This window comes from Natrinema hispanicum (assembly GCF_900111485.1).
Lineage (GTDB): Archaea > Halobacteriota > Halobacteria > Halobacteriales > Natrialbaceae > Natrinema > Natrinema hispanicum_A.
In genome coordinates this window covers 37,775-59,643 of the sequence record NZ_FOIC01000003.1, presented here as the reverse complement: position 1 = coordinate 59,643, position 21,869 = coordinate 37,775, and the positions used below count along the sequence as shown (strand labels likewise).

27 protein-coding genes are annotated in these 21,869 nt (G+C 64.4%); 11 read left to right on the top strand and 16 right to left on the bottom strand.

The window, feature by feature from the left end; genetic code table 11:
- Window positions 1-29: 29 nt before the first annotated feature.
- Window positions 30-518, bottom strand: coding sequence for a DUF2267 domain-containing protein (locus BSG09_RS03715; RefSeq protein ID WP_092930315.1), 489 nt, complete (start codon window positions 516-518; stop codon window positions 30-32).
- 164 nt (window positions 519-682) lie between these two features.
- Between BSG09_RS03715 and BSG09_RS03710 the strand changes: the two genes are divergently transcribed.
- Window positions 683-1,387, top strand: a complete 705-nt coding sequence (locus BSG09_RS03710) for a DUF2270 domain-containing protein (RefSeq protein ID WP_092930313.1) — start codon at window positions 683-685, stop codon at window positions 1,385-1,387.
- A gap of 71 nt (window positions 1,388-1,458) precedes the next feature.
- Window positions 1,459-2,340 carry a universal stress protein gene (locus tag BSG09_RS03705; RefSeq protein WP_092930311.1) on the top strand — a complete coding sequence of 294 codons (882 nt, stop codon included), beginning with the start codon at window positions 1,459-1,461 and terminating at the stop codon, window positions 2,338-2,340.
- Between the two features lie 9 nt (window positions 2,341-2,349).
- Here the strand turns inward: BSG09_RS03705 and BSG09_RS03700 are convergent, their stop codons facing one another.
- The 13 genes from BSG09_RS03700 to BSG09_RS03645 form a co-directional block, all read right to left on the bottom strand.
- Window positions 2,350-2,802: a universal stress protein gene (locus BSG09_RS03700; protein WP_092930308.1), complete on the bottom strand. Its 453-nt coding sequence runs from the start codon at window positions 2,800-2,802 to the stop codon at window positions 2,350-2,352.
- 105 nt (window positions 2,803-2,907) lie between these two features.
- Window positions 2,908-4,038, bottom strand: coding sequence for a guanosine monophosphate reductase (locus BSG09_RS03695; protein WP_092930305.1), 1,131 nt, complete (start codon window positions 4,036-4,038; stop codon window positions 2,908-2,910).
- An 88-nt stretch (window positions 4,039-4,126) separates the two neighbouring features.
- Window positions 4,127-4,600, bottom strand: a complete 474-nt coding sequence (locus BSG09_RS03690; RefSeq protein WP_092930302.1) for a DUF7384 family protein — start codon at window positions 4,598-4,600, stop codon at window positions 4,127-4,129.
- Between the two features lie 147 nt (window positions 4,601-4,747).
- Window positions 4,748-5,851: a putative sulfate/molybdate transporter gene (locus BSG09_RS03685; RefSeq protein ID WP_092930299.1), complete on the bottom strand. Its 1,104-nt coding sequence runs from the start codon at window positions 5,849-5,851 to the stop codon at window positions 4,748-4,750.
- 221 nt (window positions 5,852-6,072) lie between these two features.
- Window positions 6,073-6,381 carry a 30S ribosomal protein S10 gene (rpsJ, locus tag BSG09_RS03680; RefSeq protein ID WP_004215311.1) on the bottom strand — a complete coding sequence of 103 codons (309 nt, stop codon included), beginning with the start codon at window positions 6,379-6,381 and terminating at the stop codon, window positions 6,073-6,075.
- Window positions 6,382-7,644: a translation elongation factor EF-1 subunit alpha gene (gene tuf, locus BSG09_RS03675; RefSeq protein ID WP_092930295.1), complete on the bottom strand. Its 1,263-nt coding sequence runs from the start codon at window positions 7,642-7,644 to the stop codon at window positions 6,382-6,384.
- 375 nt (window positions 7,645-8,019) lie between these two features.
- Complete coding sequence (locus BSG09_RS03670) at window positions 8,020-8,967, bottom strand: homoserine dehydrogenase (RefSeq protein ID WP_092930291.1); 948 nt, start codon at window positions 8,965-8,967, stop codon at window positions 8,020-8,022.
- A complete protein-coding gene (locus BSG09_RS03665) occupies window positions 8,964-9,536 on the bottom strand; it encodes an amino acid-binding protein (protein WP_092930738.1) in 573 nt (190 codons plus the stop codon). The genes BSG09_RS03670 and BSG09_RS03665 overlap by 4 nt, the downstream gene beginning before the upstream one ends.
- A gap of 185 nt (window positions 9,537-9,721) precedes the next feature.
- A complete protein-coding gene (locus BSG09_RS03660) occupies window positions 9,722-10,720 on the bottom strand; it encodes a sulfite exporter TauE/SafE family protein (RefSeq protein ID WP_092930288.1) in 999 nt (332 codons plus the stop codon).
- Window positions 10,721-10,728: 8 nt separating this feature from the next.
- A complete protein-coding gene (locus BSG09_RS20635) occupies window positions 10,729-10,878 on the bottom strand; it encodes a DUF7512 family protein (RefSeq protein WP_463508175.1) in 150 nt (49 codons plus the stop codon).
- A 525-nt stretch (window positions 10,879-11,403) separates the two neighbouring features.
- Window positions 11,404-11,769, bottom strand: coding sequence for a NifU family protein (locus BSG09_RS03655; protein ID WP_092930285.1), 366 nt, complete (start codon window positions 11,767-11,769; stop codon window positions 11,404-11,406).
- Between the two features lie 60 nt (window positions 11,770-11,829).
- Window positions 11,830-13,269: an LVIVD repeat-containing protein gene (locus BSG09_RS03650; protein ID WP_092930282.1), complete on the bottom strand. Its 1,440-nt coding sequence runs from the start codon at window positions 13,267-13,269 to the stop codon at window positions 11,830-11,832.
- Window positions 13,270-13,346: 77 nt separating this feature from the next.
- Complete coding sequence (locus tag BSG09_RS03645) at window positions 13,347-14,324, bottom strand: ROK family protein (RefSeq protein ID WP_092930279.1); 978 nt, start codon at window positions 14,322-14,324, stop codon at window positions 13,347-13,349.
- Window positions 14,325-14,477: 153 nt separating this feature from the next.
- Here BSG09_RS03645 and BSG09_RS03640 point away from each other — a divergent pair, with 153 nt between their 5' ends.
- A complete protein-coding gene (locus BSG09_RS03640; protein WP_092930276.1) occupies window positions 14,478-14,912 on the top strand; it encodes a hypothetical protein in 435 nt (144 codons plus the stop codon).
- Window positions 14,913-15,125: 213 nt separating this feature from the next.
- On the opposite strand, the gene BSG09_RS03635 is transcribed toward BSG09_RS03640, so the two are convergent.
- A complete protein-coding gene (locus BSG09_RS03635) occupies window positions 15,126-15,590 on the bottom strand; it encodes a universal stress protein (protein ID WP_092930273.1) in 465 nt (154 codons plus the stop codon).
- Window positions 15,591-15,718: 128 nt separating this feature from the next.
- Window positions 15,719-16,186, bottom strand: a complete 468-nt coding sequence (locus BSG09_RS03630; RefSeq protein ID WP_092930270.1) for a universal stress protein — start codon at window positions 16,184-16,186, stop codon at window positions 15,719-15,721.
- Window positions 16,187-16,316: 130 nt separating this feature from the next.
- On the opposite strand from BSG09_RS03630, the gene BSG09_RS03625 reads away from it, so the two are divergent.
- From BSG09_RS03625 to BSG09_RS03590, 8 genes are all read left to right on the top strand, one after another.
- Window positions 16,317-17,057: an SDR family oxidoreductase gene (locus tag BSG09_RS03625; RefSeq protein ID WP_092930736.1), complete on the top strand. Its 741-nt coding sequence runs from the start codon at window positions 16,317-16,319 to the stop codon at window positions 17,055-17,057.
- Between the two features lie 206 nt (window positions 17,058-17,263).
- Entirely contained in the window at window positions 17,264-17,668 is a 405-nt protein-coding gene (locus BSG09_RS03620; protein WP_092930267.1) for a hypothetical protein, read from the top strand.
- Between the two features lie 106 nt (window positions 17,669-17,774).
- Window positions 17,775-18,467, top strand: a complete 693-nt coding sequence (locus BSG09_RS03615) for a YqjF family protein (protein ID WP_092930264.1) — start codon at window positions 17,775-17,777, stop codon at window positions 18,465-18,467.
- A 137-nt stretch (window positions 18,468-18,604) separates the two neighbouring features.
- Window positions 18,605-19,093 (top strand): MOSC domain-containing protein, encoded by a 489-nt coding sequence (locus BSG09_RS03610; protein WP_092930262.1) that lies wholly within the window; start codon window positions 18,605-18,607, stop codon window positions 19,091-19,093.
- 284 nt (window positions 19,094-19,377) lie between these two features.
- Window positions 19,378-20,175 (top strand): YqcI/YcgG family protein, encoded by a 798-nt coding sequence (locus BSG09_RS03605; RefSeq protein ID WP_092930259.1) that lies wholly within the window; start codon window positions 19,378-19,380, stop codon window positions 20,173-20,175.
- Entirely contained in the window at window positions 20,172-20,744 is a 573-nt protein-coding gene (locus BSG09_RS03600; RefSeq protein ID WP_092930256.1) for a cysteine hydrolase family protein, read from the top strand. The genes BSG09_RS03605 and BSG09_RS03600 overlap by 4 nt, the downstream gene beginning before the upstream one ends.
- Before the next feature lie 76 nt (window positions 20,745-20,820).
- A complete protein-coding gene (locus BSG09_RS03595; RefSeq protein ID WP_092930734.1) occupies window positions 20,821-21,288 on the top strand; it encodes a phosphopantetheine adenylyltransferase in 468 nt (155 codons plus the stop codon).
- A 153-nt stretch (window positions 21,289-21,441) separates the two neighbouring features.
- A complete protein-coding gene (locus BSG09_RS03590; protein ID WP_092930253.1) occupies window positions 21,442-21,852 on the top strand; it encodes a hypothetical protein in 411 nt (136 codons plus the stop codon).
- Window positions 21,853-21,869: the final 17 nt, after the last annotated feature.

Sequence of the window (21,869 nt, the reverse complement as noted above, 5' to 3'; positions counted from 1 at the left end):
ACAAGGCCGACCGGCTGAGCGCGTTCGGTTCAGGCGTCCGGCTCGTCCGCGCCGGTTTCCTCCGGTTCTGGTTGCGGCCCGCCGCCGGTCTGTGCTTCCTCGGCCTCACCCCAGCCACCGGCGTCGATCACTTCGAATAGCTTCCCCCAGTTCTCGTCGTGCTGGTCCTCGGGGAGCTGATTTCGGAGCTGCTCGAAATCAGAGGGTGCCACCAGGGTCTCGACGAGATCAACGATCACGCGGGCGTGATAGGCCGCGGTCGACGGATCGGTCTCCTCGATCTCGCTGACTCGCGAGACGAACTCGCTCCAGTCGAATCGCTGGCCGTGATCGGCGACGGCACCGGTCATATACCAGCGGATCTCCATCGGGAGCGACGCGGCGAGATCCTCGGCTGCACCCGCCGGAATGCGCTGTCCGAGCGTCATGAGCGTCGCCCGGATCGCCCGCACGGTCTCGCCAGTGCCTGGGAGTTCGAGTCGGTGCTGGATCTGGCCGGTAAACTCGTCGAAGTTCATCCTCGTTCCCATCCGACCACGATCACGGCCATAAACCCCTGTTCACACGCAGTGACCTGATTCCGAGAGCGCCGGCGTCGCCGATTCATACCGCGGGGTAGCAGTCCCACGGCATGACGAAATCCACGCCTTCTTTCGCTGTCGATTGAGTACGGTCTCCCACGATGGACCGTGAGTCAACAAAAGACGTCGATCCGACCGACGCCGAACACCGCGAGATCGGACGCGGATTACTAGAGGAGGAGATGGGGCCAAGCTCGAGTCTGGCCCACCTCTACCGGGGCGAAATCCACCGGATGAAGTTCTGGCGTGAGCGACTCGATCAGACGACCTACTGGGCGATCGTCATCATGAGCGCCATCCTGACGTGGACGTTCTCGAGCCGGAACAACCCTCACTACATCCTGCTGCTGGGGACGGCGGCGCTGACCGCGTTCCTGGTGATCGAGGCGCGTCGCTTCCGCGGCTACGACATCTGGCGCGGGCGCGTCCGGACGCTCCAGAAGAACGTCTTCGCGTACGGCCTCGACCCCTCGGTCGGGCTCGAGGATCCCAACTGGCGCGAGCAGTTGAGCCGGGATTACCGACAGCCAGTGATCAAGATCTCCTTCGAGGAAGCGATCGCGCATCGATTGCGCCGGATCTATCTGGTGTTGTTTTCGATCACGCTGAGTGCGTGGGTCATCCGAATCGCGGCCTTTTCCACCCGGCCGTGGCCCGAAAGCGCCGCCGTCGGCAGCATTCCTGGGCTGGCGGTCACCGCGGCGGTCGTCGCGTTCTATCTGCTCGCGGTGTTCGTCGCGATGCGAAACCGGACGTGGCAAAGCGAGGACGAACTCCGTACGGAAGCGGTCGGGCAGGACCGCTGACGCGGAGTGCTGTGGTCACTGACTGGTAACTGACAGTATACTGAAGGAGCCGTCCGTCGAAGGACGAACCAATGTACGACCGCATTCTGATCCCCGTCGACGGCAGCGACGAGGCCACACGGGCCGCACGCCGCGGCCTCGATCTCGCCCGGCGGTTCGACGCGGCTGTCGACATCCTCCACGTCATCGACCGGCGCTCGAGCACCCGGACGAGCGACGAGCAGGCACAGCTCCGAGAGCGCGGGGAAGAAATCGTCGCTGAAATCGAGTCCCTTGCCGCGGACCTCGATCAGCCTGTGACGACGACGGTAACCGACGGCTCGCCCGCGGCACGGATCGCCAGACTCGCGGCCGATTACGAGACGGGACTGATCGTTATCGGGCGACAGGGGATCACGGGCCTGGGAAAACGGCTTCTCGGCGGCGTCACTGAGGGGGTTCTCCATCGGAGCGACGTGCCCGTCCTCGTCGTGCCGACCGGCGACCGATCGACCGGCGACTCGTTTGACTACGACCGATTGCTCGTGCCGACCGACGGGAGCGAAAACGCTACCCGTGCTGCCCCCCACGCCCGTGCCGTCGCACGGCAGTGCGGGGCGACCGCGAACGTCCTGAGCGTCATCGACTTGCAGGCTGCCGGCGGTGCGTTTAGCGCGGGCGGCCTCGAGAAATCGCTTGTCGACCGCCTCGAAGACGAAGGCGAGACGATCGTCGACGAACTCGCGGCCGAAATCGACGCGGCGGGCGACGTCGAGGTCGAGACTGCCGTCACCAAAACGTCGCTCGATGGCGTTGCGGCCGAAATCCGTGAGTACATCGGGGCCCACGACATCGATCTCGTCGTTATGGGATCGCATGGCCGGTCGAACCTCCGGCGACAACTGCTCGGGAGCGTCTCTTCGGCCGTGCTCCGGTCGGTCGACGTGCCAATGTTGATCGTGACGCGCTCTTGAAACGTCCGCTTACGAGTCGTCCGTCGGACGCTCGTCGCGAACGACCGTCACCGTCCCGGGGGCACGGCGAACGACCCGTTCGGCGACGCTACCAAGCAGGAACCGCGAGAGACCACGTCGTCCGTGGCTCCCGAGGACGATCTGATCGACGTCGTGATCCTCCGCGTAGGAGACGACCGTATCGGAGACGATCCCGACTTCGGTCACCGTCGTGATCTCGGTGTCATACTCGCTGGCGATCTCCGCTGCCTTCTCGAGGACGGCTTCGGCAGCGTCCTTCGATCGCTCGAAGGCGTCGTCCGCGTAGAAGACCCCATCGACGCCGGCAGAGCCGGCCCACTCCCGTGGATCGTTGACGTGGAGAACGTGGATCTCTGCGTCATCGGCATTCGAGAGCGCGTGATGTAGTGCGGCGGTCGCTTGTGGTGATTCGTCGAACGCAACCAGAACTGTCGTTGTCATACGTGATCCGTCGGACGCCAACGGCAAATCGCTTGAGGATTCCGCCCCGTGATGGGAAGGCGACGGCACTGTGTCGGTGTCTCACCGCTTTTCGCTTTGCCAGTCTCAGTCGTCTTCCGCCGATGCGTCAGCAACGGCTGCCCCCTCTGACTCGGTCGTCTCGCTGTCGACGGCCCGACCCATGCTGTCGACGCTGACGCCCTCCCAGTCGTGATCTGCGTGATAGCCCTCGCGTGCTTTCGCGCTCGGGGCAACACGGATGAACTCCGCGTTCTCCCGGGCCGCAGGGATCGTTGCCCCACCACAGTAGGAAAGCCCCGACTGAATGCCGGCACGAAACTCCGTGATGACGTCCTCGAGCGGTCCCTTGTACGGCGTCAGTGCTTCGACACCTTCGTCGGCGCGCACGTCGACGTCTTTGTCGTCGCGCTTTTCGGCAGCAATTGTCGTTGCCATCCCCCGCGAGCGCTTGTATCGTGTGCCGTCGACCTCGACGACTGCGCCGGGCGATTCCTCGGTGCCGGCGAGGAGACTGCCGACCATCACGGTGTCGGCTCCCGCCATCAGGGCCTTCACCGCATCGCCGGAGGTACGGATCCCGCCGTCGGCACAGATCGTCACGCCGAGCTCCTCGGCCGCGTCTGCACAGTCGTCGACGGCAGTCAGTTGTGGGACGCCCGCACCGGCAACCTTTCGGGTGGTACAGTGCGAGCCCGGCCCGATGCCGACTTTCACGCAGTCGGCTCCCACCGCTGCAAGGTCTTCGACACCCTCCGGCGTCGCGACGTTGCCAGCGACGAGATCGGTCTCCGGAAATGCCGACCGAAGCCGTTCGACGGCCTCGAGTGCGCCCTCGAGGTGGCCGTGTGCAACGTCGACCACGAGCGCGTCGACGCCGGCCGTGACGAGAGCGTCGCTCCGTGCGACGTAGTCCTCGTTGATACCGACGGCTGCGGCGACGCGTTCGCCAGCGTTGACCACCTGCTCGACCTGACTGGCCTGTTCGTCCGGCGTGAGAAAGCGATGGAGGACGCCGAGGCCGCCGGCACGCGAGAGGGCAATCGCCAGCTCGGCTTCCGTGACGGTGTCCATCGCAGCAGAAATCAGCGGCGTCTCGAGTTCGATACTTGACGTAAACGACGTCGAGAGATCCACGTCGCGGCGACTCTCGACTGGCGAGCGCTTCGGGACGAGAAGCACGTCACCGTAACTCAACCCGGTGCGAAGATCGTTCATGACCCCCTCCGGATTAGGGGTCCTGTCGCATAAGGGTCTCGCCGGTTTCTCAAGGGATGCGACTGCCGTTTCTCGCCCGGAACTGCGACTACGCTCGCGGATCCCGATCGGGGCCCGGATACACGCCACCTTCGACGACGTCGTAGAGGCTCTCGGGGTCGAATAGTCGTGCGAACGCGTCCGGTGGTCGGACGCTGACAGAAATACGGGGCTGGAGAGTCAGTCCTGCTTTCGCCGATCGAAGCCGCTCGTCGTACGAGAGGAGATGTGCCGCGTTCCCCTGATAGGCCGACGCCAGCCCGGGATGGTCGCCGTCGGGCTGGTCGACCGCAACGCGTTCGGCCTCGAGCCGTTCGCGGTGATCGGCTGCGAGGTCGGCGTCGGCCAGCTGCGTGACGAGGCGTTCGGTCTGGTCGAGCAGCGGATCGCTCGCGACCAGTTCGACCCACGAATGACGGCGGACGTGATCCAGCGCCTCGCGGGCGTCGCCGCCGACGAGCAGATCCGCTGCGAGCACGTCGGCGTCCGCGACGATGCGGGCCGGGTTCGGCTGCTCAGACATCCTCGTCCTCCCGCAGCGTCTCGAGTTCAGCTCGTACGGCCTCGAGGTCGCCGTCGTACTCCGCCCCGCGATCGAACAGCTCGGCCCAGCTCGATGACATCAGCGGCGATTGGAGCCGGAGGCTGAAAGCTCTCCGGCTTTGATCGCCTATGACCGTCGCGAGAGCAGCCAGAACACGGCGGTTCCGAGGGCGAACGCGACGCCGACGTTCACCAGCAGGCCGACGACGCCGACTGCCACAACGACTGCGAGCGATTGGGCGTCGGAAACAGGCTTGAACGCCGCGCGAGCGAGCTCGAGGGCCACGACGACGAGCAATACGCCCAGAATCGCCATCGGGAACGCGGCGAGGACGGCCCCGGCGGCGACGAGCGCGAGCGCGAGATAGCCGACCCCCAACAGGACGTTCGCGCCGCCGGTTCGCGCGCCGAAGGCGTACTTGCCGGCGAGTCCGCCGCTGCCGTGACACATCGGGACGCCGCCGAACGGAACCGCCGCAAGGCAGGTAATGCCCATACTCGTCGAAAGCGTATCCGCTGAAATCTCCCGGTCGTAGAGGTCGCCACAGAGCAGGGCCGTCGCGATCGCGGCGTTGCCGATCGTCATGCCGAGTTGCGCGACGGTTCCCTCGAGTGCGGCCGCACTGATCGACGGCGGGCCGGCGGGAAAGACGGCGAGCGTCGGCACTGTCGGCGTCGGAACGCCGGCCGTCGCGACGGCGACGACGCCGCCGATTCCGAGGACGACCAGCACGCTCGCTTCACGGTAGCCCACGAGCGCGAGGAGGCCAATGACGACCAGCCCGGCCGCCGCGACCGGCAGGTTACCAAGCGAGAGGTCGACGGCCGCCTCGAGCAAGAGCAGGGCCACGGCGAGTTGGACGCCGCGGATGACGGGCTCGCCGACGACCTGTTGGAGTCGACCGACGAGCCCGAACTGTCCCACGGTGAATAAGACGCCGCCGGCGAGTAATCCGGCGGCGGCGAGTTCGGCGTAAGTGAGCGTCCCGACGATCGCCAGCCCGATCAGTGCTTTCATCGGCTCGACGGAAAGCGGCAGGCCGTAGTAGACTCCCCAGACGATCTGGAAGAGACCGAAGCCGATCAAAACGTGGGGAAGCGAGACGTTGGTCGTCGCTCCCAGTGCAACCAACAGCGGCAGTACCGTAACCGAATCACCTAGCGCACCCGTAAGTTCGCTCGTTGTAAACTCGAGGTCGGTATCGGCCGGTGATTCGACGGCATGTGCCATCAGTCACCGATACGCACGGAACGGACTTGACTGTTGGTAGTAACGATGATTGGTTTCTTCTGCCAGTCCACGTCGAGGGATTCGATTATAACTGCTGATTCGGTCCCGATGGACATGTGATCAGGATACGACGTACTATGGAACGACCGCCGAACTGGTGATCAACAAGCAGCTGACACCGCAAAAACGGAAAGCACTCGAACTCGAGTCGCGATCGGTCCTTAGTCTTCGAGGACGATCTCGATCGAGACGTCGTTTGGCACCTGAATGCGCATGAGCTGGCGGAGTGCGCGTTCGTCGGCGTCCAGATCGATCAGGCGCTTGTGGACGCGCATCTCCCAGTGCTCCCACGTCGCAGTGCCTTCGCCATCAGGCGATTTCCGGGTCGGCACCTCGAGCGTTTTCGTCGGCAGCGGGATGGGTCCGCTCAGGTTGACGCCGGTGTTGTTCGCGATCTCGCGGACGTCGTCACAGATATCATCGAGGTCGTCTGGACTCGTGCCCGCGAGTCGAACGCGTGCCTGCTGCATTTATTTCTCGTTGACGTCGAGGACCTTGCCGGCCGCGATGGTCTGACCCATGTCGCGGATGGCGAAGCTCCCGAGTTCTGGGATCTCGCTGGACGGCTCGATGCTGAGGGGCTTTTGCGGTCGGATGGTGACCACAGCAGCGTCACCCGCCTGGATGAAGTCGGGGTTCTCCTCGGCGACCTCGCCGCTCGAGGGGTCCATTTTCTTGTCGATGGACTCGATCGTACACGCGACCTGTGCGGTGTGGGCGTGGAAGACCGGCGTGTAGCCGGCGGTGATGACCGAGGGGTGCTGCATGACGACGACCTGTGCCTGGAACGTCTCGGCGACGCTTGGCGGCTCGTCTGCAGGACCACAGACGTCACCACGGCGGATGTCGTCCTTGCCGATGCCGCGGACGTTGAATCCAACGTTGTCACCGGGTTCGGCCTTGGGCACCTCTTCGTGGTGCATCTCGATCGTCTTCACTTCGCCGCCCACGTCAGAGGGCTGGAAGGAGACGTTGTCGCCGACGTTCATGATACCGGTCTCGATACGTCCGACTGGGACGGTACCGATACCGGAGATCGTGTAAACGTCCTGGATGGGGAGTCGGAGCGGCGCGTCTGTCGGTGGCTCCGGCTCTGGCAGGTCGTTGAGTGCCTCGAGGAGGATTTCGCCGTCGTACCACGGCGTGTTGTCGGACTCCTCGGCGATGTTGTCGCCCTCGAACGCCGAGATCGGGATGAACGAGGCGTCCTCGGTGTTGAACTGGACCTGCTTGAGCAGCTGGTTGACTTCGTCGACGACATCGTCGTAGGTCGACTCTTTGTAGTCGACGACGTCCATCTTGTTGATGCCGATGATGAGTTCGTCGATACCGAGGGTACGAGCCAGGAAGACGTGCTCCTGGGTCTGGGGCGCGACACCGTCGTCAGCGGCGACGACGAGGACGGCGTTGTCCGCCTGGGATGCGCCCGTGATCATGTTCTTCACGAAGTCACGGTGGCCGGGACAGTCGACGATGGTGAAGTCGTAGGCGTCCGTCGAGAACTCCTGGTGTGCGATGTCGATGGTGACACCACGCTCTCGCTCCTCAGCGAGGTTGTCCATGACGTAGGCGAACTCGAAGCCACCTTTGCCCTTCTCTTCTGCTTCTTCGCGGTGCTGTTCGATGACGTGCTCTGGTACGCTCCCCGTCTCGTAGAGGAGTCGTCCCACGAGCGTACTCTTCCCGTGGTCAACGTGGCCGATGATAGCCAGATTCTGGTGTTGTTCGCTCATTGTTGTAGCTCACGCGCAGAGGCGCTTATATCGGTCTCTTTCGCCCGTTGCGGTTAAAACCATTTCGAAAGCGTATTCAGCCGATCCCGCCGCCGTCTTGCGGTTTGGCTAGCATTCACACGCCACTGAACGTTCGATCGTCGACGACAGGGTGTCGCTATCGTCCCGACTGAGACGGTCTGCTGTCCCGCTGTCCCGGCACACCCGCATGACGGGTCGCGGGTGCGCCGGCACTGACTGACAGGCGTCCGTATGAAACGCGTGCCACACCGATACAGGGCTGTCGTGCGATCGGCACAACGCGTCTCATCCGACTGGTAACAACTGGTAGTGAAGCGAGGGAGCCACCAGCAGAAAGGGTACGTCGTGACCGCGTTACAGCGGTGGGAGTCGACCGACGTCGGAGAGCACCGCCGTCGCCGTCTCCGGGCCGCCAGCCCCGCGACCGCTCGTGTGGAGCGAGCCGGCGTGTCGCGTCTCGATCTGGACGATGTTTCGCGTTCCCGTCACTGCGAGCGCACCGTTTTCGGGGACGAGCCGCGGGCCGACGCGGACGCCGTCGCGGGTCGCCTCGCCGATGAGCCGGATCGTGCGGCCGTCCTCGGCGGCGAGATCGAGTGCGCTGCCCGGAATGTTCTGAATGCCCTCGACCGTCGCATCCTCGAGCGAAAAGCCGCCGTCGGAGAGCACGTTCGCGAGGATGACGAACTTCAGGGCGGCGTCGGTGCCGTCGACGTCGAAGGTGGGGTCGGCCTCGGCGACGCCGAGATCCTGAGCTTCGGCGAGGACGTGCTCGTAGTCGAGCCCCTCGGCGGCCATCCGCGTGAGGATGAAGTTCGCGGTCCCGTTCAAGACGCCTCGAACCGCGGTGACGGCTTCCGGCGTACTGTCTTCGATCGTCGAGAGGATCGGAATCGCACCGCCGACGGTCGCCTCGAACCGAATCGACCCTGCGCTCTCGGCCTCGAGCGCGCGCAGTTCCTCGTAGCGTTCGGCGACCGGCCCCTTGTTCGCGAGCACGGCGTGGCGGTCGGCCTCGAGTGCACGCTGGACGTGGGAGAAGCCGGGTTCGGCGTCGCCGAGCGTCGTCGGGGTCGCCTCGACCAGCACGTCGTAGTCAGTGTCGAAGACGTCCTCGGGATCGGCAGTGCCGACGGCTTCGCCGCCGACCTTGCGCTCGAGTGCAGATTCGACGGCGATCCCGTCCGGATCGACCGCGGCGTGACTCGAGTCGGCGAGCGCGACGACATCGTGGCCGTATTCGCCGGCGAGATCGGCGACCGAGCGGCCGACGTCACCGGCACCGAGAATGGCGAGTTTCATGCAGCATCACCTGCGAGCAGTGGTTCGACGACAGTCAGCTCTTTGTCCGTCCCGATCGCGCGGATGGTCTCCAGTGCCTCCGTGGAGCGCCCGGAATTGATCGCGAGTCGCGCGCGGGCGCTCGCGACGCCGTCGGTTCCCTCGGGCGATGTCAGCGAGAGATCTTGCACGATGGCATCGGCCTCGTCTTCGATTCGCGAGAGCGTATTCGAGAGGTCGGTCTCGACTAAGTGGCCGATGAGCACGACACTGATTTCCTCGCCGTAGTGTTCTTCGCCGGCCTGAATGACGTTGATACCGGCATCACGAAGCGCCTCGACGATGCCGTCGAACCGGTCGGGGGGACACTCCATGTCGACCTCGACGGGGATGTGGCCGCGAGGCGTGATGTTGCCGCGTTCGTGGTGGATACTCAGCAGATTGCCGCCGTTGTCGGCGATTGGGGCGAGCGCGCTCAGTAACTCGCCGGGTTCGTCGACGAGCTCGAGCCGGACGGTATAGGCGCGGACGCCACCGTCGGTCTCGGCGTCGGGGTCGTCCTCGTCGCCGGACGCGGGTACGTTACCCATCGTCGTCACCTCCTACCTGCGGACGGTTACTCATCATGGTGTACGAGTCCGTAACGGGCGCATAAAAGGATATAGGACTTCCCAACGCTCACCGCCTGTCAACGAGGGACATAGCCTGCTCCCGCGCTCGGACGGATTGCGTCACGAGTTTCCGGGACACCGGAACCCACTGACAGCAGCCCGTCTCAGTCTGCAGCGTGGACCGATTCGGCAGGTTCGTCTTCGCGGATACTCTGGATACTCGCCCAGATGACCGCGCCGCTGACCAGCAGGGCCGAGCCGAAGATGAGCACCTGACTCAACTGGTTGAAAATCCCCATGTCGTAGGCGTTTCCGAGGTTCCGGCTGGCCACCGCGGCCGATCCCGCGAGCAACATCGCGGCGAAGTACTCGGTGATGTCGTCTTCGTCAACGAGCGCCGTTGCGCCAGCACCGATGCGAGCGCCCATCGCACTCCCCGCAAGCAGGGGCAGGACGATCGTCAGGTCAAGCGCACCGGACTGGGCGTAGGTGAACGCGCCGAACGCACCGGAGGCCGTGATCTGGAACACGTCGGTCCCGACTGCGACCGCAGCGGGAACGCCCAGTCCGTACATCATCGCGGGCATCAGCAGGAAGCCGCCGCCGACGCCGAGGAAGCCCGAGAGGATGCCGATGGCAAACGCCATCGCGAGCGTCACCCACAGCGACACTTTGGTTCCGCCTTTGATCGAGATCATCGGCGGAATCTCGATCGACTGGAATTTCTCGGCGAGGGCGGACTCCTCGTCGTCGTCGTCCGAGCTCTCCGTGCGGGCGTCTCGCAACATGAGCAGCCCGACGATCGCCAGCAAGCCGATATACGAAATACTCACCACGAGGTCAGCGAAGCCGAGTGCTTTCAGGTAGTAGACGACCCCCTTTCCGACTTCGATGCCGGCGGTCATCCCCACGATGAACATCAGGCCGAGCTTGTAGTCGACCTGTCCGTGGTCGCGGTGGCGAAGCGCCGCGATCACCGAGGTCCCGAAGACGAACGCGAGGCCGCTCCCGACCGCAGTCGTCGAATCGTACCCCATCACAAGCAGTGCGGGCGTGACTAGGAACGACCCGCCCATCCCGAAGAACCCGAACAGGGTTCCGATGAGCAGCCCGAAAGTGACGAACAGGCCGAGTTGCCCTGCTGCGATCCCGAACAGTTCCATTGCCATGATTAGTTCCCCCCGAGAGCGCTTTTGAGCGGCTCACTCAGCGCCGTCGTGAGCGCACCATACACGACGTACAGCACCATTGCTTCGACGAGGACAGCACCGACGCCTGTGATGGCCTGTCCAGTCGCGCCCATCGATTCGAGCCCCATCATTGTTCGATCACTCTGCTATCGCAGTCGCGTGTCGGTTGCATCGATAGCGACGTCTCATCCGATCCTGGTTTAATAGCCTTGTGGAGATCGCGCAAGATAGAATACGCATGGGTTCATTATCACGTCGCATGGGATTTCTATAACTTATCGTCGCTGAGGCCCGCGCTCAGCTAGGTGATATTTGCCTCTATCTATGACAAAACTCGCTCGCGCGCAGCCCACGTACCGCCACGAATCCAGCCGTATACGGCTGGCACTCTCGATTGTCGCTTGTACGGGCTACTGACAGTTGTTTCCGGCGCAGCCCCGATCCCAGGACGCAGTGACAGCAGGCACATCACGGGTGTCATCCGGTCTGCTGTAACGATTTACCGGCGTATCCGCAGGACGGATCGCGGGTACGCCGGAAATGACTTCCAGTAGTCCGTATCAGGCCTCGTCACCGGGGATAACTCGTCCTCTTCGAGGGGCCGCCACCCGCTCGAGATCACCGGTCAACGATCACCGGCATCGAAAAGTGCGCGCTTAGAGATGGTCCTTTCCTGGGTTCGATGACCCCCAGTCGCCGCGGCCGCCTTCGGTTCTGTCGATCCCCATGATCGACTCGGGCTGGTCGGGGCCACCGAGGCTGTCGCGGGCGTCGGGGACGCGAACCGTCACCTCGTCGATCTCGGGCCAGGTGAGCAGTTCGGCCTCGATGTTGCCCGTCGTCACGTTGCTGACCGAACAGCCCTTGCAGCCGCCACCGAGTTCGATGATGACCTCGCCGGTCTCCGGATCGGCTGCACGCACCGCGCTGGTCCCGCCGTGCATCTGAATGATCGGCATCTCGCGTGTCAGCCACTTTTCGACACGCTCTCGCAGCGACGGCTCGGTCTCGGAGTCACTCATGGCTCAGCCTAAGTGCTCGAACGGGGAATAAGTTCGGTCACGCGGCCGAAATCACGCGAATTAATCCTGAACGTTTCCGTGGCGTCGGCGCAGCCACTCGAGTGCAACGCTGCCACCGACGACCCCGGCGACGCCGGTGAAACCCGGGCTCGAATCAGTGTCATCGTCAGATTCGTTTCCGCTCGTTTCGTTCGCGTCGTTGTCCCCAAGCCACTCGGCGGGTGGTTGCAGTGACGGCGGATCGGCCTGCGTCCCGGCCTCGGCCGGGAAGGTGTAGAGTGCACCCTCGAGCGACGTGTTCGGAATCGCCGCCGTGCTCGAGGCGATGAACGTCTCGCCCGGTTCGACGACCTGTGCGGTCCAGAACCCCGTTTCGGCCGGGTTGCGCCACCAGGCGAGCCGCTCGGGGGCAGTGGGATCGGACACGTCGTGGATTTGGACACCGGCGCGGTACCATGCCGAGTAGAGTCGGCCGCCGCGTAGCTCGAAGTTGTGCGAGGTCGTCCAGGTCCCGCCGCGATAGGATTCGTCGGCCGTCCGCGGGGCGTCGATCGATCCCCGGTGGACTGGCTCGGTCGGATCGCTTACGTCGTAGAGGTCAATCCCGCCTGGATGGTCGGGTTCGGCCCCGCCAGTCGCCCACGCCTCCCGGCCGACCGCCATCAGGTCGCCGTCGTCGTCGACCGCCGCGTAGTGATCGTTCCCAGGCAACCCGTAGACGCCATCTCGAAAGCCATCGAGCTCGCGTTGGGCCTCGAGTGTCGTGTCCGCGACGTGGGAGATAACCGAGGGATCGGCCGACTCGCTGACGTCGAGGAGGTAGGTTCCGGCGTTCCAGCAGGGGAGGTAGGCCGTCTCATCTTGGACGTAGACGTCGTGGAGATAGCGCCCGAGCCAGTGGATATCGCGCCAGCCAGGCTCGTGGTCCAGCAGCGACCAGTCTCCAAGCCGTGTGATCTCGTCGCCGCCGACGTCGAAGATCACGAGTCGGTTTTCATTGCGCATGTTCTCGACGACGAACAGCCGGTCACCCTCAAGAAAGCAGTTGTGAATGTGGAATCCTGTTTCGAAGGCACCGGTCGGGGCAGGCTCGGCAGGATCGCTCACGTCGTACCGCCGAAAGCCAAGAAACAGGTCGCTTGCGCCGGCGGTTTCGGCCGGGCCGGCGACGATCAGCCGGTCGCCGTCGACGGTCAGATCGAGGATCTGCGTCAGCGGCGCGTCGTCGATCTCGATGTCGCGCTCCTCGGTGAGGACCGTCGGCTCGGCGGGATCGCTCACATCGACGATTTCGAATCCGGTGGTTGCGGCGACGTACACGAGCTCGTTGTCGCCGACGACGGCTTCGGCAGCGCCGGTGAGAGCGGTCTGTCCAAGCGGCTCGTATGGTTCCTGTTGCTGGGATCTCGCGGCAGTCGATCGGGATGTCACGGCCGCAGACGGCAGGGACAGACCGAGCCCAGCGACACCGCCTTTCGTGAGGAACGCTCTCCGCTTCATAGTTAGAACAGCGGACACAGCTACATAGAAGGCGGTGGACTCGGCGACGGACACCGCGACCGAGCCGTGCGAACGAGTCAGCCGCGGAGCCGACGCCGATCCCCGGTTCCCTCGGTCAGCGCGCTGGCGAGTGCTCCTTCGACGACGACGTCGTCGCCCAGTTCGGTGACGTGAATCTCCGGCACGTTCGTCATCACCATCTCCGAGACGCGCTCGCGGATGGGATCGACGACCAGTTCCTCGTTGTGCAATGCGACTGCGCCGCCGAAGGAGACGACGATCGGCGCGAATGCGTGGATCACGTTCGTAACGCCGATCGCGTTCCAGTGGGCGAGTTGGTCGATGACGTAGTCAGCCAGTTCGTCCTCGCCGGCGAGATCGAAGACATCCTTCGCCGTGAACTCCGGTCCCTCGAGCGGGAGGTCGGTCGCAATCGTCGGGTCGTCGTCAGCAAGCAGTCGGGCGAAATCGGGAATGGCGTTGCCCGAACAGTAGGCCTCCCAGTGGCCGTCGTGGCCGCAGCCACAGGTCAGCCGGCCATGGGGGTCGACGACGTAGTGGCCGACCTCGCCGGCGTTGCCGTCCCAGCCACTGACGATGCGGCCGTCGGAGCAGACGCCGGCACCGATCCCCGAGGAGATGGTGATGTAGACCATGTCGTCGGGGTTGCTGGCGGCGTGAAATCGCTCGCCGATGACGCCTGCGGTCGTATCGTTGTGGAGGTAGACGTCGTCGCTGTCGATCAGCTTCGAGATCGGGCCGGTCAGCGGGATGCGGTCGATCGAGTCGGGCAGGTTCGCGGGATCGATCACCGCCCCTTCAGCGAGGTCGAACGGTCCGATCGAGCCGATCCCAGCGGCAGTGATTCGTTTGGGATCGACCCCGGCCTCGTCACAGGCATTGCGAAGCGTTCGCAAGACTCCTTCCGTCACGTCGATACCCGTCGGCCCACGCGGCGTCGATCGGCGGCTCACACCGATCCTCGTCCCGTCCGCCTCGGCGACGACAGCCCGGACGTTGGTCGCGCCGAGATCGACGCCCGCATAGTAGACCATGCTACTCTAGAGACGACCGCGACCGTACTTAACTACCCAGATTGTACTCGACGACGAGTATCGATTTCGATACGTTCGAGGCAGACAAGGTAGCCTCCCGTCGTCTCGGGTGGCCGGCGACATATGTATGTCACTACGTAGCATACGTATTGTATGGCCACCGATGACTCACGCGCTGATACGGACGCCGAGTCAGAGCCGGCGACGGCGCTGTCCGAGACGGAACTCGAGGCCCTCCACGAGGTCGAACTGGGCCTCGAGTGGGCTCAGCGCGCCCAGGGCTGTCTGCTCGAGTTCCACCACGCGACGGGCCACGGGATGGATCACCTCTGTCGGGCTGAAGCACAGCTCAGAGCGGCCGGCCACGACGACCTTGCCGACGCGATTCGGGATGACCTCCTTCCCCACGGCGTCGTCGACGAGGACCGCTGGTCCTACGACATCCTCGAGCACTTCCAGGAGAGCCTGCTGGCCGAAACGCGAGCACTCGAGCAGCGGGTCCGACGGGAACTGGCCGACGGGAAGCGCCACGTCCGCGAGCGGAGACAGGAACGGGAGTGGAAACGACAGGCAGGGAGCGACCACTGATACGGACGCCCGTCAGTCAGTGCCGGCCGGCTGCGACCGCCCTGCGGTCCCACCGGGAAATCGTGACAGCAGGCCGTATGAGCCGAAGTCGATCATCAGTGCGCACTGCCAGCCGACATCGTCGTCGAACGGAGCCGGGACCGGCGTCTGGTGGACTACAAAGAGAGGGCGAAAAGCGGGATCGATCCGTCCGACAGCGTCAGGTCCGTCGCGTTACTCCATGACGTCGAGGTCGCGGAAGTAGGTGACCGGACAGGGAGCCGAGAGGATGATCTCTTGCGAGACGGAGCCGAGAACGGCCTTTTCGGCTGGGGAGCGGCGGCGGCCGCCGACGACCATCCGATCGGCGTCGACATCGACTGCCATGTCGACGACTTTGGTACTGACTTCGCCGAGTGCACCTTTGATCTCGTACTCGACACCTGCCTCCTCGAACCGTTCGGCGAGTTCCGGCACCGGCGCGCGCTCGGCGGCGACCTCGTCGGGATCGACATCGTCGGCGCGGGCATCGAAGCCGATATCCTCGTGGATGTCCTCGTACTCGTCTTCAGTGAACGCGTGTCCGATCACGACTTTCGCGTCGAGTGGCTCGGCGATCTCGAGCACGGTCTCGGCGAGTTCCGGCGCGCGTACTGTGTCCATCGGTCCGACTGCAAGGAGTACCGTATCGATTGCCATGTCCCCACAGTGGTTGGGCCACCTGCATAAGTATTCTCGTCGGTGGAGGGGTCTAGCACTGACCGCAACCGTTTTACTGGTGCCAGTGCTGGGCCTGTGCCGTCGCCATCCTGACACTGGTTTGATAGCTAGCGGCCAGGAGTCGAGTCATCACTGCGGACGAAGGTGACGGGACACGGTGCCGACAGGAGCACTTCCTGTGCCGTCGAGCCGAAGACGGCTTTCCCGGTCGGCGATCGCCGCCGCCCGCCGACGACGACGCGGTCGGCATCGGTACTCGCTGCGAGGTCGACGATCGACTGGCCGTGATCCCCGACAACGCCACGGATCTCGTAGTCGATGTCGTGCTCGTCGAAGATGGTTTGTAACTCGCGAATCGTCGAGTGGCGTGTTGCGACCACGTCGGGATCGATCTCCTCGAGGGTGCGGTCGAACTCGAGGCGCTCGAGGACCTCGTCGTACTCGGTGCTCGTAAAGACGTGGACGAGGACGACGGTGGCGTCGGCGGGCTGTGCGACCGCGAGGACTGCCTCGGCCAGTCGCTCGCTGCGGTCTTCGTCGCCGGGACCGACCGCGAGTAACACCGTGTCTAACATGGGTAGTGAATCGATCCACAGCATCGTAAAGCCGCGGCAGGATGGCGACGGGATCATTGTCGACGGAACCCCGGACAGCCGGCACTCCCACGCCGTCATCGTTTTCAGCGCTGTCGCCGAGTATCGACGCATGGACGGACCCGATCTCGACGGGAAAACGGTACTCGTGACGGGTAGTGGACGGGGCGTCGGTCGCGAACTGCTGTTGGCGACGGCCGACTGCGGCGCGGCGACGGCGGTCCACTACCACACCAGCGCCGATGCGGCCCGCGAGGTGGCCGATCAGGCCCGCGAGCGTGGCGCATCAGCGGCGATGACGGTCCAAGCCGATGTTACCGATCCCGACAGCGTCGACGGCCTCTTCGCAGCTATCGAGGCCGACCTCGGCGACGTCGACGTGTTGGTCAACAACGTCGGCGACTTCGCACCTGCCCGCTGGGACGACCTCGCGTTCGAGGAGTGGACCCGCGTCCTCGAGACGAACCTCACTGGTACCTATCTCTGCTCGAAGCGGGCGCTACCCGGGATGCGCGAGGCCGGGGCTGGCCGAATCGTAAACATCGGCTACGCCTCGAGCGAGCAGGGACTTGTCAGCCCGAAGAACTTCCCCTACTTTGTCGCGAAGAAGGGCGTGTTGATGTTTACGCGTATGCTCGCGGCGGACACCCAGGACGACGGGATCACGGTCAACGCCATCTCGCCGTACGTCGTTGAGAACTCCGACGAGTTCCCTGACGAGTTGCCACGCGATCGGCCCGCAAGCTTCGAGGATCTGATCGCGCCGTTGTATTTCTTCCTCGATCCGGACAGTGCGTACGTCAGCGGGGAAAATATCGAGGTCGACGGCGGCTGGTTGCCTGAGACTGTGTAAGCGATCGGACCGCGGCGCTGTGTGTCGCGGGACGTTTTTGGGCCGGATTTTTGTGAGAAGCGGGGCTCGAGCACAGCGAGAGCCCCCGACGAAGTAAAAAGGTGGGTAGAGAACAGCGAGGTCGACGGAGGCTGGGTGCCCGAGTATGTGTAACGGGTACCGGACGGGTCCCGACGCTTTTGTGCCATCGGCGAATTATTGGCGGTATGAGTAGTCGGCTGCGCGAAATCGGTATCGGTGCGATCGTGGTGTTCGCTGCCGGCTTCGTTCTCTGGCCACCTGACGAGCTGTTCTGGCAGTGGTGGACGGTACTTCCGGAGGCCGCACAGACCGAATCACTCGTGCTCGTCCTGCTGACGGTTCTGGCGGGGGCTGTCGGAATCGCAGCGACGGCGCTCAGTGGCATTCGACCGTCGAACCTTGCTATCGGTGGTCTCGTGGCGTACGCGGTCGGAATGGCGCTTATCAGTCTCAGTATGTCGCCGGAGAGTCCAGTGCATCTCCTCCTCTATGGATACATCCTCGTCGTCGTGTTGCTCGGTGCTGGCGGCTGGAGTCGGATCAGGACGGCCGACGAGACCGATTCAGCGGACGCCACTGACACAACCTAAGACGGTCGAGCGATCGACGGCCGACAGCGTCCGATCGTCCACGCGGGGACAGTCGTTTGACGACGTTTGGCTACAGCTTTTCATCCCAGTGCCACCGAATTTCAGTATGAGTCTCCCGATCGCGATGGGCTGGCGACACCTGCTCTTTGCTAACTGGCCGGTCGATCCCGACATCGTCGCGGCTCAGCTTCCGGATGGCCTCGATGTCGAAACCTACGACGGCCGGGCGTGGCTGTCGGTCGTGCCGTATCTGAACGTCGACGTTCGCCCGCGCGGGCTTCCCGCAGCGGCGGGCGTCGCTCTTCCCGAACTCAATCTCCGGACCTACGTCAGCCGGGACGGCGAGCCCGGCGTCTACTTCTTCAGTCTCGACGCGGAGGGTGCTCTCGGCGTCGTCGCCGCCCGTCTCTTTCACCGGCTGCCCTACTACTACGCTGACATCGAGTTGGCGGGGACCGACCGTGGCATCGCGTTTACGAGCGAGCGACGCCATCCGGGCGCTTCGCCGGCGACGTTCGCGGGCACCTACGAGCCGGTCGGTGACTCGTTCGTCCCCGAACCCGGCTCGCTGGCGGCGTTTCTCACCGAACACTACCGATACTACACGACGGCTCGAGACGGCACCCTTCGCTACGCCGACATCGACCACGAGCCGTGGACGCTGCGGCCGGCGACGGTCTCCATCGAGACGAACACGCTGTTCGCGGCCAACGGGTTCGACCGGCCCGCCGGCTCGCCAGTCTGTTACTACAGTCGTGGCGTCGACATCACCTCGTCGCGAAATCGTCGCTGGGAGTGAGACGGTCTGCTGTCCCGATGTCCCGGTGGGCCCGCAGTGCGGGTCGCGGGCCCACCGGCACTGACTGACAGGAGTCCGTATGAACCGGGCGACAGGAGAGCGATCGATATTCCTCGGTCGCGGCCCTCGTCCAACCCATGACAGCGACGGGAACGATCCGGGCGATCCACATCGCGTCGGAACAGGGCGCACCGATGGAACGCGTCGAGCAAGTGACTGCAGTTGCCCAGCGAGGGCTCGAGGGCGATCGCTACTACGCCACCGAGGGGACGTTCGCCGACCGCGAGGGCAGCGACCTCACGCTCATCGAGGCTGAAGCGCTCGCGGCGGTCGAACGCGACTACGGGATCGACCTCGAGTCCGGCGTTCATCGTCGGAATCTCACAACTGCGGGGATCGCTCTCAACCATCTGGTCGGCGAGCGGTTTCGGGTCGGCGAGGTTGTCTGCGAAGGGATCGAACTCTGCGAGCCGTGTTCGTACCTCGAGCGCCACCTCGAAAAAGAGGGGATCCGCGAGGCGCTGGTTCATCGGGGTGGGCTTCGAGCGCGGCTCCTCGAGGACGGCGTCGTGACGGAGGGCGACAGTATCGAGCGTGTCGCCCGGCGTGGAACGACCCAGCGCTGATACCCGTCGTCGAATCGACGGTTCCCGACGCCGGTGCGTTCCGGCCGCGGCGCGACGGAGCACGCTTGCAACCGGCGCGTCGAAGGAGACGACCACAAGCTCGTCGTAGCGCGCGCGAGCGAACAAGCACCATGACGGTCGCTATTTGTCCCGTTTCCCCGCGTCTAATCGGAGAAAAGACATCGTGTTCCGAGCTGCGAGAACGGGAAATCAGAAGTATTCGTTGCTACTCCGACCGGCGGAAGCAGAAACTACATTTTCGTGAGGTCGAAGAGAGAGACACGATGAACGAACCGGGCATCCAGTCGCTGATGGACCAGGAAACGCTCGATCAGCGCGTGCAGGCCGGAGAAACGCCGGAGTGGGTCGCTGATCACTGGCACTCGTTTCGCGACGGACTGCTCGGCGAGCGAAACGAGACGCCGTTCCCCTGCTTTTTCGGCGCTGAATCCGTCCAGAACGGCGAGCCGATCTACACTGCGGTCCCCTCGATGAGCGACGCGGATGCGCTCTTGGGCCTGCGCGATCGCATCCTCGAGTACCTCGAGATCTTCGAGGATCACTCGGAGCGCGCCTCGCTGGTTACCTTCTTCAAACCGCCCGAAGAACCGCTCTCGGAGGCGGAGTATCACGAGACGCTGTGGCACATCCTCCAGACGCTGCACTGCCACGATCCTGAGCCGTGGCCCGAGGACATCCCAACTGATCCCGACGATCCCTACTGGGAGTTCTGTCTCGGCGGTGAGCCCATGTTCCCGACCTGTCGGGCCCCATTCTATGAGACACGCAAGAGCCGGTACTGTCCGATCGGCCTCGAGATCACGTTCCAGCCCCGCGCGCTGTTCGAGAACCTCGACGTGACAGCCGACACCGAGGCCGGCCAGCACGCTCGCGACGTGATTCAGGATCGCCTCGAGGGCTACGATGGAGTCTGTCCTCACGCCGATCTCGGTGACTGGGGTGTCGAAGGCGACCGCGAGTGGCCCCAGTATATGCTCTCGGAGGACGAGGAGCAAGCACCGTCGACGTGTCCGATCACGATTACCCGCACGCATCCGAAACCCGGTGCGAAGTTACCATGACCGACGATGAGGGCGGGGCCGACGGACTCGCAAACGCCGCCCTCGTCCTGATCGACCTCCAGCAGGGCTTCGACGACCCCGTCTGGGGGGAGCGCAACAACCCCGACGCAGAAACGAACGCGGCGCGGCTCCTCGAGCACTGGCGCGAGACTGACCGACCAATCGTCCACGTCCGCCACGACTCGACGGAACCCGACTCGCCGCTTCGGGGCGACCGGCCTGGCTTCGCGTTCAAACCCGAGACGGCTCCCATCGAGGGCGAGCCGACGATGGCGAAATCGGTCAACAGCGCCTTCATCGGGACGGACCTCGAAGCCTGGCTGTGCGAGCAGGGCCTCGAGACGGTTGTCATTGCCGGGCTCACGACGGACCATTGCGTCTCGACGAGCACCCGGATGGCCGAGAACCTCGGGTTCGATCCCGTTGTCGTTCGCGACGCGACCGCGACATTCGAGCGCTCACTCGACGGCGAAACCTTCGATGCGGAGACGGTCCACCGCACCGCGCTCGCCCAGCTCGCAGGCGAGTTCGCTGAGATCGCGACGACCGCCGCGCTCCTCGAGTCCTGATCTGTCGATCGCGATCCACCGCTATCGATCCGCAGGTCGCAGTGCGCTTATGGATCTGCTCGTGGCAGAACCCTGTATGCGAGTCGTCGTCGCCGGCACGTTCGGGCCGCTCCACGACGGCCACCGGTTCCTGTTCGAACACGCGCTTCGGTTCGGCGCGGACGGTGTCGTCGTCGCGCTGACCAGCGACGATCTCGCGACCGAGACGCGCCACGAACCACGACCGATCCCATCGTTCGACGAGCGAGTGGCTGCCGTGACGGACGCGATCAGCGACCTCGACAAGTGGGATCGCGACGTCGAAATCCGACGACTCGAGACCGAACCCGGGATCGCGGCCACCGATCCTGCGATCGACGCGCTGGTTGTCTCCCCCGAGACGGCCCCCGAACTCGAGGACATCAACGACCAGCGGCGTGCGCACGGCCTCGAGCCGCTGTCGGGGATCGTCGCGCCCTACGTCTACGCCGACGACGGTGAACGGATTTCCTCGACGCGGATCGTCAACGGCGAAATCGACGAACACGGGCGGGTACTCGAGTAAGGTCCCGTCGGAATCGCTGCCTGTCCCGTCTGTGATACGGACTACTGGAGTCAGTTCCGTGCAACCGCCACCGGCCTGCGGTCCCACCGGAGACCCGGTACAGCAGGCTGTATGACACAATAGTAATGGATCGGGAGACTGTCGTTTTATATAATGAGTAACGATCGCAGGCCGCTGTTGGTCGTGTTGCTGGGCAGCGCGGTGCTCGTGACGGGTGTTCTCCACCTGTCGTTCGTGCCGCGCTATCTGCCCGATGACGTGCTGTTGACCGTGCTGACGCTCGGCGCTGGCTGGGCAACGTACACGCTCGTGTTCTACGCACTCGGACGGGTGGTCGCTGTGCCCGCCGGACAGGAGTTTCCCAATATGCGCTTTGCGGACCTCGGAATCGCGGTCCTGCTCGTCTCGCTGCTGCTCTTGTTGGCCTTCGACGCGGTCGGCGTCCCGCTCGAGGGACTCGTCAGTGTCTACGCCCTGCCCGCGCTCGGCATCTACGTCGGCCTCGCGCTGATCGGCTGGTCGATCGGCCGCCGAACGGAAGCGATCAACGAGATCGCCCGGTAGGGCCGGTCGGACACACC

Coding starts and splice junctions, on each gene's coding strand:
- BSG09_RS03715 (WP_092930315.1), bottom strand. CDS start 518: ATGAACTTCGACGAGTTTACCGGCCAGATCCAGCACCGACTCGAACTC.
- BSG09_RS03710 (WP_092930313.1), top strand. CDS start 683: ATGGACCGTGAGTCAACAAAAGACGTCGATCCGACCGACGCCGAACAC.
- BSG09_RS03705 (WP_092930311.1), top strand. CDS start 1,459: ATGTACGACCGCATTCTGATCCCCGTCGACGGCAGCGACGAGGCCACA.
- BSG09_RS03700 (WP_092930308.1), bottom strand. CDS start 2,802: ATGACAACGACAGTTCTGGTTGCGTTCGACGAATCACCACAAGCGACC.
- BSG09_RS03695 (WP_092930305.1), bottom strand. CDS start 4,038: ATGAACGATCTTCGCACCGGGTTGAGTTACGGTGACGTGCTTCTCGTC.
- BSG09_RS03690 (WP_092930302.1), bottom strand. CDS start 4,600: ATGTCTGAGCAGCCGAACCCGGCCCGCATCGTCGCGGACGCCGACGTG.
- BSG09_RS03685 (WP_092930299.1), bottom strand. CDS start 5,851: ATGGCACATGCCGTCGAATCACCGGCCGATACCGACCTCGAGTTTACA.
- rpsJ (WP_004215311.1), bottom strand. CDS start 6,381: ATGCAGCAGGCACGCGTTCGACTCGCGGGCACGAGTCCAGACGACCTC.
- tuf (WP_092930295.1), bottom strand. CDS start 7,644: ATGAGCGAACAACACCAGAATCTGGCTATCATCGGCCACGTTGACCAC.
- BSG09_RS03670 (WP_092930291.1), bottom strand. CDS start 8,967: ATGAAACTCGCCATTCTCGGTGCCGGTGACGTCGGCCGCTCGGTCGCC.
- BSG09_RS03665 (WP_092930738.1), bottom strand. CDS start 9,536: ATGGGTAACGTACCCGCGTCCGGCGACGAGGACGACCCCGACGCCGAG.
- BSG09_RS03660 (WP_092930288.1), bottom strand. CDS start 10,720: ATGGAACTGTTCGGGATCGCAGCAGGGCAACTCGGCCTGTTCGTCACT.
- BSG09_RS20635 (WP_463508175.1), bottom strand. CDS start 10,878: ATGATGGGGCTCGAATCGATGGGCGCGACTGGACAGGCCATCACAGGC.
- BSG09_RS03655 (WP_092930285.1), bottom strand. CDS start 11,769: ATGAGTGACTCCGAGACCGAGCCGTCGCTGCGAGAGCGTGTCGAAAAG.
- BSG09_RS03650 (WP_092930282.1), bottom strand. CDS start 13,269: ATGAAGCGGAGAGCGTTCCTCACGAAAGGCGGTGTCGCTGGGCTCGGT.
- BSG09_RS03645 (WP_092930279.1), bottom strand. CDS start 14,324: ATGGTCTACTATGCGGGCGTCGATCTCGGCGCGACCAACGTCCGGGCT.
- BSG09_RS03640 (WP_092930276.1), top strand. CDS start 14,478: ATGGCCACCGATGACTCACGCGCTGATACGGACGCCGAGTCAGAGCCG.
- BSG09_RS03635 (WP_092930273.1), bottom strand. CDS start 15,590: ATGGCAATCGATACGGTACTCCTTGCAGTCGGACCGATGGACACAGTA.
- BSG09_RS03630 (WP_092930270.1), bottom strand. CDS start 16,186: ATGTTAGACACGGTGTTACTCGCGGTCGGTCCCGGCGACGAAGACCGC.
- BSG09_RS03625 (WP_092930736.1), top strand. CDS start 16,317: ATGGACGGACCCGATCTCGACGGGAAAACGGTACTCGTGACGGGTAGT.
- BSG09_RS03620 (WP_092930267.1), top strand. CDS start 17,264: ATGAGTAGTCGGCTGCGCGAAATCGGTATCGGTGCGATCGTGGTGTTC.
- BSG09_RS03615 (WP_092930264.1), top strand. CDS start 17,775: ATGAGTCTCCCGATCGCGATGGGCTGGCGACACCTGCTCTTTGCTAAC.
- BSG09_RS03610 (WP_092930262.1), top strand. CDS start 18,605: ATGACAGCGACGGGAACGATCCGGGCGATCCACATCGCGTCGGAACAG.
- BSG09_RS03605 (WP_092930259.1), top strand. CDS start 19,378: ATGAACGAACCGGGCATCCAGTCGCTGATGGACCAGGAAACGCTCGAT.
- BSG09_RS03600 (WP_092930256.1), top strand. CDS start 20,172: ATGACCGACGATGAGGGCGGGGCCGACGGACTCGCAAACGCCGCCCTC.
- BSG09_RS03595 (WP_092930734.1), top strand. CDS start 20,821: ATGCGAGTCGTCGTCGCCGGCACGTTCGGGCCGCTCCACGACGGCCAC.
- BSG09_RS03590 (WP_092930253.1), top strand. CDS start 21,442: ATGAGTAACGATCGCAGGCCGCTGTTGGTCGTGTTGCTGGGCAGCGCG.